The sequence below is a fragment of the Pseudomonas baetica genome, from assembly GCF_019733355.1.
Lineage (GTDB): Bacteria > Pseudomonadota > Gammaproteobacteria > Pseudomonadales > Pseudomonadaceae > Aquipseudomonas > Aquipseudomonas baetica_A.
Genome location: NZ_JAIHLQ010000080.1, coordinates 1 through 11948 on the forward strand (window position 1 = coordinate 1; position 11948 = coordinate 11948).

Annotated in this window: 14 protein-coding genes and 2 pseudogenes; 8 read left to right on the forward strand and 8 right to left on the reverse strand. The window is 59.9% G+C overall.

What is annotated here, in order from left to right; translation table 11 throughout:
• The first annotated feature begins 292 nt into the window (after window positions 1-292).
• Window positions 293-976, forward strand: a complete 684-nt coding sequence (locus tag K5E40_RS33430; protein WP_221734329.1) for a response regulator transcription factor — start codon at window positions 293-295, stop codon at window positions 974-976.
• Window positions 954-2348 (forward strand): HAMP domain-containing sensor histidine kinase, encoded by a 1395-nt coding sequence (locus tag K5E40_RS33435; RefSeq protein ID WP_221734330.1) that lies wholly within the window; start codon window positions 954-956, stop codon window positions 2346-2348. The genes K5E40_RS33430 and K5E40_RS33435 overlap by 23 nt, the downstream gene beginning before the upstream one ends.
• Window positions 2349-2464: 116 nt before the next feature.
• Here K5E40_RS33435 and K5E40_RS33440 read toward each other — a convergent pair whose 3' ends face one another.
• Entirely contained in the window at window positions 2465-2875 is a 411-nt protein-coding gene (locus K5E40_RS33440) for an SRPBCC family protein (protein ID WP_221734331.1), read from the reverse strand.
• Between the two features lie 31 nt (window positions 2876-2906).
• Entirely contained in the window at window positions 2907-3704 is a 798-nt protein-coding gene (locus K5E40_RS33445) for an SDR family NAD(P)-dependent oxidoreductase (protein ID WP_221734332.1), read from the reverse strand.
• Between the two features lie 249 nt (window positions 3705-3953).
• Here K5E40_RS33445 and K5E40_RS33450 point away from each other — a divergent pair, with 249 nt between their 5' ends.
• Window positions 3954-4613, forward strand: coding sequence for an isoprenylcysteine carboxylmethyltransferase family protein (locus K5E40_RS33450; RefSeq protein WP_221734333.1), 660 nt, complete (start codon window positions 3954-3956; stop codon window positions 4611-4613).
• Window positions 4614-4651: 38 nt separating this feature from the next.
• On the opposite strand, the gene K5E40_RS33455 is transcribed toward K5E40_RS33450, so the two are convergent.
• Window positions 4652-5320 (reverse strand): HAD family hydrolase, encoded by a 669-nt coding sequence (locus tag K5E40_RS33455; protein WP_221734334.1) that lies wholly within the window; start codon window positions 5318-5320, stop codon window positions 4652-4654.
• A 76-nt stretch (window positions 5321-5396) separates the two neighbouring features.
• Entirely contained in the window at window positions 5397-5810 is a 414-nt protein-coding gene (locus tag K5E40_RS33460; RefSeq protein WP_221734335.1) for a response regulator, read from the reverse strand.
• Between the two features lie 199 nt (window positions 5811-6009).
• On the opposite strand from K5E40_RS33460, the gene K5E40_RS33465 reads away from it, so the two are divergent.
• A complete protein-coding gene (locus tag K5E40_RS33465) occupies window positions 6010-6951 on the forward strand; it encodes a class I SAM-dependent methyltransferase (RefSeq protein ID WP_221734336.1) in 942 nt (313 codons plus the stop codon).
• A 47-nt stretch (window positions 6952-6998) separates the two neighbouring features.
• Here K5E40_RS33465 and K5E40_RS33470 read toward each other — a convergent pair whose 3' ends face one another.
• The gene (locus K5E40_RS33470) at window positions 6999-7685 is read right to left on the reverse strand and encodes a GNAT family N-acetyltransferase (protein WP_221734337.1); all 687 of its coding nucleotides are present in this window, start codon (window positions 7683-7685) and stop codon (window positions 6999-7001) included.
• 439 nt (window positions 7686-8124) lie between these two features.
• Between K5E40_RS33470 and K5E40_RS33475 the strand changes: the two genes are divergently transcribed.
• Window positions 8125-8337, forward strand: coding sequence for a YXWGXW repeat-containing protein (locus K5E40_RS33475; protein WP_221734338.1), 213 nt, complete (start codon window positions 8125-8127; stop codon window positions 8335-8337).
• Between the two features lie 43 nt (window positions 8338-8380).
• Here the strand turns inward: K5E40_RS33475 and K5E40_RS35305 are convergent.
• Window positions 8381-8482: pseudogene (locus K5E40_RS35305) on the reverse strand (energy transducer TonB); the annotation flags it as partial.
• Here K5E40_RS35305 and K5E40_RS33480 point away from each other — a divergent pair.
• A pseudogene (locus tag K5E40_RS33480) lies at window positions 8474-8818 on the forward strand (helix-turn-helix domain-containing protein); the annotation flags it as partial. The pseudogenes K5E40_RS35305 and K5E40_RS33480 sit on opposite strands and share 9 nt — an antisense overlap.
• Before the next feature lie 14 nt (window positions 8819-8832).
• On the opposite strand, the gene K5E40_RS33485 reads toward K5E40_RS33480, so the two are convergent.
• The gene (locus K5E40_RS33485) at window positions 8833-9390 is read right to left on the reverse strand and encodes a YceI family protein (protein ID WP_221734339.1); all 558 of its coding nucleotides are present in this window, start codon (window positions 9388-9390) and stop codon (window positions 8833-8835) included.
• A 74-nt stretch (window positions 9391-9464) separates the two neighbouring features.
• A complete protein-coding gene (locus tag K5E40_RS33490; protein ID WP_221734340.1) occupies window positions 9465-10823 on the reverse strand; it encodes an MATE family efflux transporter in 1359 nt (452 codons plus the stop codon).
• Between the two features lie 196 nt (window positions 10824-11019).
• Between K5E40_RS33490 and K5E40_RS33495 the strand changes: the two genes are divergently transcribed.
• Together K5E40_RS33495 and K5E40_RS33500 are read left to right on the forward strand one after the other, a co-directional pair.
• Entirely contained in the window at window positions 11020-11589 is a 570-nt protein-coding gene (locus K5E40_RS33495; RefSeq protein ID WP_221734341.1) for a chorismate mutase, read from the forward strand.
• A 123-nt stretch (window positions 11590-11712) separates the two neighbouring features.
• Window positions 11713-11948: hypothetical protein (locus K5E40_RS33500; RefSeq protein ID WP_221734342.1), on the forward strand; the 236-nt coding region annotated here is incomplete at its 3' end.

Sequence of the window (11948 nt, forward strand, 5' to 3'; positions counted from 1 at the left end):
CACGGCGGGTTCGCTTACGTTTACCTGCGTACTCGGCATCGGCGAAAGAAATCTGCTTCATGGGGGGATCAACCGTTCAGCTCATGTGATGGGAGATATTTCACCAGATTTTGAAACCTTTTTCAGAGTTTCCTAAGGGATTTTTGTACGGGTTTTATGCATTGGCACTGGCCGCCACAACGCGCCGATCTGTGCGTTTGTGACAGCCCCTACATGAAAGTTAATTTAAAGCGTGACGGAAATTTCTTGGCAAAATGCTGCCATTCCGTTTGAACCGATCAAGGCCTGCCCTATGACGCGAATTTTGACCATCGAAGACGACGCCGTGACCGCCCGGGAAATCGTCGCCGAACTCAGCAGCCACGGCCTGGATGTGGATTGGGTCGACAATGGCCGCGAAGGCCTCGCACGCGCCGCCAGTGGTCACTATGACCTGATCACCCTCGACCGCATGCTGCCCGAGCTTGATGGCCTGGCCATCGTCACCACCCTGCGCACCATGGGCGTGGCCACGCCGATACTGATGATCAGCGCCCTGTCCGATGTCGATGAGCGCGTGCGCGGCTTGCGCGCCGGTGGCGATGACTACCTGACCAAACCGTTCGCCACCGACGAGATGGCGGCACGGGTTGAAGTGTTGCTGCGTCGCCAGCACAGCGGCGCCACCCAGGCAACGACGTTGCAGGTCGCGGACCTTGAGCTGGACCTGATCAGCCACGAAGCACGGCGCGCCGAGCAAGTGCTGACGCTACTGCCGACCGAATACAAACTGCTGGAATTCCTAATGCGCAACAGCGGGCAGATCCTCTCGCGAATGATGATTTTCGAAGAGGTCTGGGGTTATCACTTCGACCCCGGCACCAACCTGATCGACGTGCACATCGGCCGGTTGCGCAAGAAGATCGACGCTGCGGGCAACGTTCCGCTGATCCGCACGGTACGGGGCTCCGGTTATGTCATTGCCGAACCCGTCTGACGGCTGGCGTTCCTCCAGCAGCCGCTTGCTGGCGCTATACAGTTCGCTGTTCGTGGCCTGGAGCGCGATCCTCATGGGGGTCATGTATTACGAGGTTTCCGGCTACCTCGACAACCTTGCCAAGCATTCGCTGATGCAACGTCAGCATCTGTTTTCGCACTTTCTCGGCGAACAACTCGAAGAAGCGCTCGCCGCGAGCATGACCTTCGATATTCGCGGTATCGACGCCTACGGGCTGTTCGACACGCACGGCAGGTACCTCGGCGGTGCCTTGCAGCAAATTCCTGAAGGCCTGCCACTGGACGGCAAAATCCACATGTTGGCCAACTGCGCCGATTCCGATGATCCGACCCTGCCGGCCGACAGCTGCGACGCCGTCGCGACGCAAACCCGCGACGGACGCTGGCTGGTCCTGCTGCGTGACAACGGCTCGCTGTTCGCGGTAACGCGGATCATCCTGCACGCGCTGTTCTGGGGCGTGTCACTGACGATTTTGCCGGGGATTGCCGGTTGGCACTTGCTGCGGCGCCGGCCATTGCGGCGCATTCGTGCGATTCAGGACAGCGCGCAAGCCATTGTCGCCGGTGACCTGACCCACCGCTTGCCGCTGTCCAATCGCCGTGATGAGCTGGACATGCTCGCCGCCATCGTCAACGCCATGCTTGAGCGCATCGAACGGCTGATGAATGAAGTCAAAGGCGTGTGCGACAACATTGCCCATGATCTGCGCACGCCATTGACCCGACTGCGGGCGCAGTTGTATCGCATCCAGCAGCAGGCTGGTGAAGGCTCGCCAGAAGCGGCGCAACTGGACCTGGTGCTGGCCGAGGCGGATACGCTGATGGCGCGGTTTCGCGGGTTGTTGCGGATTTCCGAATTGGAGGATCGCCAGCGTCGCTCAGGGTTTGTCGAGCTTGACCCGGTCTTGCTGCTGGAAGAACTGCACGCGTTTTACCTGCCGCTGGCAGAAGAAGGCGAGCTGCGTTTCGTGCTGAACATGCCGCAGACCCTGCCCCCGCTCAATGGCGACCGAGCGTTGTTGTTCGAAGCTTTGGCGAATCTGCTGAGCAACTCGATCAAGTTCACGCCGGCCGGCGGCACGGTGATGTTGCGTGGCGTGAATGATGCCGGGCACACGCGCATCGAAGTACACGACTCAGGACCGGGAATCCCAGAGGCCGAGCGTGAGGCGGTGTTCCAGCGTTTCTACCGCGCCGAGGGTGGGCAACCGCAGAGTGGCTTTGGCCTTGGGCTGTCGATCGTCGCGGCGATTGTCAGCTTGCATGGCTTCCATCTCGAGGTGGGCAGCAGTGATTTGGGTGGGGCAAAACTGGTGCTCGATTGCCGGCAGCGTTTGATCACTAATGCCTGAGCCCCCCCTGCGGGAGCGGGCTTGCTCGCGAAGGCGCCGTATCAGTCAATCCCTCCGGCGACTGACACTCTGCTTTCGCGAGCAAGCCCGCTCCCACGGTTTTTTGTCCATGATCATTAAACCGGGTAATTGGCCCGCAGGGCCTCAAGGCCACCCTGATAGATACCGTTGAACAGTGCCACCACGTCCTCATCGCTCACGCCTTTGGCGGTGAAGCGCCCCGACCACGTCACTCGTGCGCCCTGCCCTTGGGCTTGGACTTTGATGGTCGCCAGGTAATCGGTGGCTGGAAACGGTGCCTGTTCGATCGAGTAGCTGTAGGTCTTCTCGGCGTTATCGAACGTTTGCAAACGCTCGATCACCACCGCGCCATCAGCGGTCTTGAGGGTGCGTACACGACCGCCTTCACTCAATTCACTGCTGGGAATGAACGGCAGCCAGTCCGGCAGCGTGTTGAAACCGCCGATCAATTGCCAGACCTGATCGGCCGAGGCCGGGATGTCGATTGTTGCGGATGCAGTTGCCATGGATAAACGTCTCTCTTGGGGAATTCGGTTGTCAGATGGTCAGGCTGTCGACCACACCACCGTCGACCCGCAGAGCGGCACCGGTGGTGGCCGAGGACAGCGGTGAAGCGATGTAGGTCACCAGATGCGCGACTTCTTCGACATCGGCCACACGCTGGATGATCGAGGTCGGACGCGCCTTGCGCACAAAGACGTCAGCCTCCTCGCGCAGATTGCGGCCGGATTCGGCGGCGGCATCCTTGAGCATCTCTTCCAGGCCATCTGTAAACGTCGGCCCCGGCAGGATCGCATTGACCGTCACGCCAGTGCCAGCCAGGCGTTTGGCCAGGCCGTGGGACACCGCGAGGTTGGCGCTTTTAGTCACGCCATAATTGATCATGTCGGCCGGCGTCGCCACCCCGGACTCCGAGGACAGGAAAATCACCCGGCCCCAGCCTTGCTCGACCATCGCCGGCACATAATGCCGCGACAGACGCACACCGGAAATAACGTTGACCTCATAGAAACGCGTCCACTCACTGTCCGGCGCGTCGAAGAAGTCGACGTTATTAAAGATGCCTAGGTTATTCACCAGAATGTCGGCGCGCGGTTCGGCGGCGAAGAGTTTTTCCGCGCCTTCAGCGGTGCCCAGATCCGCCACCAAACCGCGCAACTGAGCACCCGGCACCTGCTGCCGAATGCTCGCCAGCGCCTGTTCGACCTTGGCCGTGTCGCGGCCGATCACCACCACCGTGGCGCCGGATTCGGCCAGCGACTGGCTGATGCCCAGACCGATGCCTGCGGTGCTGCCGCTGACAATGGCCAGTTTCCCACTCAGATCAATCTTCATGCTTTCACCTCATCGATTGGCAATATCGCGCTGTACAACTTCAGTTCCGCCGAGCCATTGGAAGGCCTGAGACAGCGTAGTCTCGATATTGCATGGGTGAGTGAGCCGCCGACCGGGGTAATGCTGCGCGAAATGCCGTGGCTGCTTTACTTAAAAGATACCGCCACCCAATGAGCCCTCCGGCATCAACCGAGCCGACATCAGCCTGTTGGTGATTTTCGAAATATCAGCGCCCTCAATGAGGTGACCATGAAAATGTCTGCGCAAATGACCTTGGTGGCCGTGCTCGCAACCCTCGCCTATCTAGGCCTGGCGGTGTGGGGGATCGGCGGCATAGCCGTGTTTTTCTCCCATGGATCGCTGGTGTTGATCGCGCTCGCAACCGTGGCCATGGTCGTAGCGTCGCTGTTTACCGACGTGAACATGAGTGCCGGCGAGCGTGAGGATCGGGCCAATCGCTGGGTATTGTCGGCGTTCGGTGTGATTGGTTTGCTCAGCGGTTTTCTCCCCGCGTACTGCGACCGCCTCGACGTCTGGACCTGGGGCGGCGAAGGCGTGCGTTGGCTGGGGGCATTGCTGTTTATTGCCGGCGGTGCGTTGCGCTTGTGGCCGGTATTTGTGTTGGGCCGGCGCTTCAGTGGGTTGGTGGCCATTCAGCCGGGGCATCGTTTGGTCACCGATGGCATCTACCAACATCTGCGCAACCCGAGTTATCTGGGCCTGGTGATCAATGCCATGGGCTGGGCGCTGGCATTTCGTTCGGTCATCGGATTGTTGCTGGCGGCGCTGACACTGATCCCGCTGATCGCCCGTATCCATTCGGAAGAAGCGTTGCTGCGCGGTCAGTTCGGCGCCGAGTACGACGCCTACTGCGCTCGGAGCTGGCGCCTGTTGCCCGGCGTCTACTGAGCCCGAAATTACCCAGCGCCCACAGGGATTGCGGGGTGTCAGTTTTTTCGCAGGCGCAGTTGACCATCGCTGTCGACTTTGACGCTGATCGCCTCGTAACTGGCCAATGTCGCATGCGCGGTTTCGAGCGGATGCTGGTGCGTCGTGGTAATGATCATCAGCGGCGCGCCGGCGGCTTTAGCCGCCTGGATACCAACAGCGGCGTCTTCGAAGATCAGACAGTGGCGCGGCTCAACTCCCAGACGCTTGGCGGCCAAGAGATAACCGGCGGGATCGGGCTTGCCGGACTTCACATCTTCGGCCGTAATCATCATCGCAGGCTCGGGAATGCCCGCTGCCGCCATCCGCCGCAAGGCCAGATCCCGCGGCGCCGAGGTGACCATGGCCCAGCGCTCGGCAGGCAGGCTGTTGAGGAACGCCGCTGCGCCGGGAATCTCGACAATGCCTTCAACGTCGCCGATTTCCGCCTCGGTGATGAACGCCGCTTGTTCTTCGGCATTCACCCCCGGCAGGTTCAAACGATGGATGGTGTCGATGGCTCGCGCGCCATGAATGGTCGGCAAGAACGTTTCAACGTCCACTCCATGGCGCACAGCCCAGGCTGACCAGATCCGCTCGGCGGCGGCGATGGAGTTGAGGACGGTGCCGTCCATGTCGAACAGGAAGGCGCCGAACGCGCGGTCGAATACACAATCGTGAGCAGACAAAGGGTCGCATCCTCTGGCAAGGGCGGGCAGGTTGGCCGGGCAATGTAGCACTTGCCCGGCCGATCCACCCAGCGCGTCAGTGCAGGCGCGCAGCCTTGGATTTGAACGCGCTGTCCACACAGTCGAGCAACTGACCGATGGCCCAGGGTTTTTTGATGAACGCCACCGGGTGCTTGACCCCGGAAGTCTCAGGCGTTTCATAACCGGACATCACCATCACCGGTTTTTCCGGCCAGCGATCGCCGACCAGATTCGCCAAGTCGGCGCCATTAAGGGTGCCGGGCATGGTGATGTCGGTGAGCAACAGCGCCACGTCTGGCGCGTGCTCCTCCAGATATTGCGAGGCGGCATCAGCGCTCGTCTGTGGCTCGACCTTGAAACCTTCCTCCTGAAGAATTTCGCAAAGAAACTCCAGAATCAACGGATCATCTTCAACGACCAGAATCAACCCGCCAGGAAGGTGCGCGTCCGCCGTGGGTGTTGGGCACATGAAACTGCACTCCCTGAATTGCATTAACGATTTAGCGGCTTTAATCCGCTGCTTATCTGGTATGAGCGGCGGGTTCTGTAGAAATTCATTTTTGATACAGGCCTTTTCAAAAACGTCGTATTTACCTACCCGCGACAAGCATTCGCAATGGCGTAATTGTGGTTAAAATGCCGGCCCTTTTGCTTGCCGACCGTGACCGATGAACCCTCAAGCCCTCGCCACCCTCCACGCCCATTTGCTGCCTGCACTGGCGGCGGCACCCAGCGAGACCCGTCGCCTGTTTCATGGGCGCGGGCGTTGCTGGCCGGGGCTGGAACAGCTCACCGTGGACTGGCTGCAAGGCGTGGTGCTGGTGTCACTGTTCAAGGAGCCGGAGCCTGAACAACTGGAAAACCTCAGGGGTTTGCTGCTGGACATCAGCGGTTCGAGCGAGTGGCAGCAATGCGGCGCGCACACGTTGCTGATCCAGCATCGCTACTTGCCACAAAGCACCGCCGAATGGCTGCTGGGCGATGAGCTCGACGAAATGACCATCGTCGAGGGCGGCTTGCAGTACCGCGTCGACCTAGGGCGCAAGCAAAACGCCGGGCTGTTTCTCGACATGCGTTACGGGCGTGACTGGGTACGCGACCAAGCGGCGGGCAAGCGGGTGCTGAATCTGTTCGCCTACACCTGCGGTTTCTCCGTGGCGGCCATCGAGGGTGGCGCCAGCCATGTGGTCAACCTCGACATGTCCCGCGCAGCGCTGAGCCGCGGCCGCGACAATCATCGGCTCAATGGCCATGACGTGAGCAACGTCACTTTTCTTGGCCACGACCTGTTCAAGTCCTGGGGCAAAGTGATCAACAGCGGCCCGTACGATCTGGTGATCATCGATCCGCCGTCATTCCAGAAAGGCAGTTTCTTGCTGACCAAGGATTACCAGCGCGTGCTGCGACGCTTGCCGGAACTGCTGAGCGCGCAAGGCTCGGTGCTGGCGTGCATGAACGATCCGTCGTTGGGTTCGGACTTTTTGATTGACGGGGTTACGCAGCAAGCGCCGAGTTTGCGCTTTGAAAAACGTCTGGAGAATCCGCCGGAGTTCCCGGATGTCGACCCTGAAAGCGGCCTGAAGGCCTTGGTCTTCCAGCGCATCGATTGACACCACCCAAATCCTCCTGAGGGAGCAAAGACGTCGAGTCGCCGCGATCAGTGCACGGTCAGCCGCTGACGAACAAATTCCTCGGTACGACGGGTGGTTTGATCCAGATGCCGATCGCGCTGTTTCTCGGCGTCGAGCATGGCGCGCTTGCCGTTTTTCTGTAGCAGGTAGGTGTGGATCTGCTGCACCTCCAGCGAACGGTAGATTGGCATGGTGTCGATGAACCCATGCAAGCCGTTGCTGCGGTAATGCCGCGTACTCATCAGCACTTGCGTCTCGCGCTGACCGATCACCTCAAAGCCCAGCGCTTCGAAATACGGGACCTTGCCGATGCTGCAAGCCAGTTCGGCGTGAGGATAACGCCCGACCATTTCACCGATCATGGCCCGCGCCACGCCCTGACGCCGACGCCCTTCGCGCACGGCCATGTAGGCGACGCTGCATGCTTCCCAGTCGCCCTGCACCGGTAGGTACAAGAGGAAACCGATCACCTGCTCCGGGTCGTGCTCATCGGTGGCAACCAGCAGTTCCACCTCGGTGCCCTTCTCACCATTCAACGCTTCCAGATACAGATGCACCTCATAACCGACCGCATACTGCCAGACGTTGTACAGCAGGTTACTCGGGCCGAGGCCCACGGCGCTGATGTCGGTCAGGTAGTCGACAACCATTTGCAGAATCTGGCTGTTGATGCCCTCAGGGCATGGGGTTTTGTAGTGGGTGATGCGTGGCATGGCGGGTGAACTCCGGCGGAAAACCGCGACATCATACCTTGCGCGTCCGCTCAGCCTGTATCTGTGCTGACTGAACCGGCGCTTTCGCGAGCAAGCCCGCTCCCACTGGAGAGATGCGTTCGAGTGTGTGCGAGCTTGCTCGCGAAAAGGCAAACGTGTTCAACGCTCATCCAACAGCCCCCCAGCAAAGCCGTCCTGACAAAAATTTCATCTAGCCCAAACGGGATTTTTTGCCGTTTCAGCGTCCAACCCTTCAACTGCGCTCACTCCCTGCGCAGGCCTTGAGGCGTTGTCATGAGCGTTTTGCGTTCCCTGTCCAAATGGCGGCTGTGGCCAATGGCACTGGCAGGCACAGGGGCCGAACGGGTTCTGGGTTGAAGGGCATTGGGTGCGTTGATTGTCCACGCGCCTCTATCAATCACTTTGCGGGAACACCACCATGTCGAAAACAATTAAATCCCTACTCGCTGTCACGCTGGTGGCCATCACCCTATCAGGCTGTGTCGTCGCGCCGGCCCGACCGCATCGGCCACCGCCGCTGGTAGAGGTGGTGCCGGTCATGCCGGCGCCGGGTTATCACTGGGTCGCCGGTCACTACCGCTGGGGCGGTCATCAATGGCGCTGGGTACCAGGTCACTGGCGGGCCTATTGATCGTTGAGGGGCGGCGTCAGTCACCGGGATGACGCCGCCCCACTCACTTGATCCGGTAATGAAAGGTATTGCGTACCGCCGGCACCGACACGGCGACGCCGTCAGTGATCCGTGGCTGATAGCGGAAGGTTTGCGACAGATCGAGCCATTGGGCTTTGCCGAAAGCTTCACTGATTGCCTGTATCGCCACTTGCAGGATCACGTCCGTCAGCCACCAAGCCTGGAACAAGCCGTACAGGCTTTCGCCATAAGCCCGGCCACCCTCAAGCGCAAGCTGCGAAAACATAACACCGGGTTTCAGCAACAAGTGGATCTGGCGCGCAAACACGTCGCGCTGTACCTGTATCAGGTCAAAGGCATGAGCAACGAGGAAGTGGCCGAGTACCTGAGTTTCAGCGATGCGGCAAACTTTCGCCGCTCATTCAAGCGCTGGACCGGCAGCACACCCCACCTGATCCGCCAGTTGTCTGGCAGCCATTGAAAATGGCATGCACCTCACCGCTGTGGTGCCACGATCTTGAACTTGATAGCAATGTCCTTGGACACAAAGGTGTCCGCCCACTCTCCGGCGCCGAGGCCGAACTCATCGCGTTTGAGCAGCAATTCGCCGTTGAAAATGCCGATGCTGCTGCCTGATTTCAATTGCACCGGCACCTGCACGTCGCGGGTGATGCCCTTGAGGGTGAGTTTGCCGTCGATCAGGTAGTGATTGTCGGAAACCTGGCTGAAACGGCCGGATTCGAACACCGCCACGGGGAATTTCCCGGTGTCGAACCATGCCGATTTGACCAGTTCGGTATTGGCATCTTCACTGCCGGCATCAATGCTCTTCAGGTAGATGCGCAAGAAGGTCTGGGCGCCAGCGAGGTTGTCGGTATCGAAGTCCAGCGTCGCGTCGAACTTGCCGAAGGTCCCGTACATCGGCGAGCCCATCTGGCTATAGGTGAAGCTGATCTGACTGGCATGCGTGTTGACCCGGGTGTACTCGACAGCGTGCACTGCGGGTACAGCGCACAGAGGCAATGCAGCGGCCAGCAGCAATCGGATCGACATGAGATTCTCCGGGCAGCGCTCGCCGTCGAGGGACTCGGTTGACTTAAGCAAACAACGGGCGGTTACGCCAACCATTAGACCAATCGTTCAATCTTCTGATGCCGCCAGACCAGTTTGTAATACACCGTCTGCAACACCAGCATGCCCAGATACGCCACCGGAAACGCCATCCACACACCCTGCAAGCCAAAGTGCCCGTCAAGCCAATACGCCGCCGGTAATTGCACTCCCACGACACAGATAATCGCAATGACCACCGGCACCAACACCGTGCCACTGGCGCGCATGATCCCGCCGATGATTGCCTGGAAACCGAACACCAACAGGCTCCACAACATGATGTGCAACAAATGCTCAGCCATTGCTCGGGTCGAGTCGTCGGTGAGGAATAATCCGAGTAACCAGTGCGACAGCACATAGCCCAGCACAATCAGGCCACCGGTCAGACACACATTGATCAACAGCCCGGTGCGCAGGATCGGCCCCATCCGCTCCAGTCGCCCTGCCCCGATGGCCTGTGCGCCCAGGATCGAAGCAGTGATCGCAATCGACAACGCCGGAAACTGCACATAGTTGACGATCTGCGTCACCGCGCCATACGCCGCCGTCGCTTGCGAGCCGTGCTGGTTGACCAGTGCCAGAATCACCAGTTCCGACAGCGACAGCACGATCATCTGCACGCCGGTCGGCAGGCCGATGCGCAGGACCTTGCCAAGAATCACCCCGTCCAGGCGCAGCGCTTTAAAGAACTCGCGATCGGGCGCCAATGGATGGCCCTTGCGGATCAGTCGCCATGCAAGCCACGCCATCGCCGACAGGTTGCCGGCGAGCCCCGCAAACGCTGCACTCTGGATGCCCAGTTGCGGCAAGCCGAACCAGCCACGAATCAACGCCGGTGTCAGCGCAAGCCCCACACAGGTAGACACCATCAGTGCCAGCAGTGGCGAAACCGTGTCACTCACCCCGCGCAACAACTGCGTGAACAGCACAAAGGCCAGCAGCGACGGCAAAATCCACATCATCACATGGGCATACGCCACCGCATCGTCCAGCACGTCGGCGGGCGTGCCCAACCCCGTCAACGCCTGCCGCGCAAACACACTGCCCAATACCGCCGCCACCAAACCAATCAACACCCCAAGCAACAGCGTCGCCCCGGCAATCGCTTTGACCAAGTGCGATTCGCGCGCCCCCCACGCCTGACCGATCAACACCCCCGCGCCCGCACCCAGGCCAATCACCAGGGCGATAAAAAAGAACACCACGGGAAACATGCCCGACACCGCCGCCAGCGCCTGGGTGCCCAGCATCTGGCCGATGTAGATGCTATTGATCGTGCCCGACATCGATTGCAGGAAGTTGGACAGCACCATCGGCGCAAGGAACAGCAAGTAGGTTTGCCAGAGGGGTTTGGTGACGCTGGGGGTTTGCATTGAAAGAGGTCCATCTCGACGGCGGGAAGGCTGATTGAGGATAGCTTCGGTGAGTTGGGTGCAGGGTGCAATTAACATTTCAGTCAGTGTTAATTCTTGCGCACCTCGTCTGTGTAACGGGCATGGGTCTGTTATGTGTCGGTTCGCAGTTGTGGTAAACAACAGCCCGTTAATGTCATCCATTGAGGTTCTGTTCATGTCCCCCTTTCGAAAGCTGCTGATCAGCACTGGCCTAGCCTTACTCGCTGGCACTTCTCACGCAGCTACATCGACTCCAGCACCTGAGTCCTTGCAACCGTTGCTGCTGACACTAAACGAACGCCTGAATATCGGCGATCTCGTCGCTTTGACCAAGTGGGACAGCGGCAAACCGATTCAGGACAGCCCACGGGAAGCGCAGGTCATCACCAATGCCCGCACGCTGGCCGCCGAGCGCAAGCTCGATCCGGAAGAGGTAGCACAGTTGATTGCCGCGCAGATGGAGGCCAACAAACTGGTGCAGTACGGTTTGCTGGCCCAATGGCAAGCGGCCGGTGCCGCGCCGGACACGCTGCGCCCGGATCTGGGCAAACAGATTCGCCCGCGCCTGGATGAACTGCAAACCCGCCTGCTGCAGCAATATGCCGACTTTGCGCCTTATCGCCATGATCCGAGCTGCCCGGTCTGGCTCGCCAAGGCGCGCAGCGCTCTGACCCATGACGCGTTGCATGAACTGGCGTTGACCCGCGCAACCGGGGAGTTGTGCATTCGGGCAACGGCCCCGTAGGACGTGGCTCGGGCAGACATCGCTGGCATCGATAGTCACCATCACGTCAATGAAGTTCTCATAAAAAATCCGCGGCGTAAGATCGGCTCCATACCAACCAACAACACCCCGGAGCACACGATCATGAAACGCCAAATCCTTCTCAGCATCGCTTTCTCGGTTTTCGCAGTTAACGCTTTTGCCGCTACTCCCGCTCACACCCTGGTCGCTGAAGGCGGCTCGGATCGGTTGATTGAAAGTCGTGTTGCTGAAGGTGGCGCTGATCGTCTGATCGAACGCCGCGTTGCTGAAGGTGGCTCGGATCGTCTGATCGAACGCCGTGTTGCCGAAGGTGGTTCTGATCGTCTGATCGAACGCCG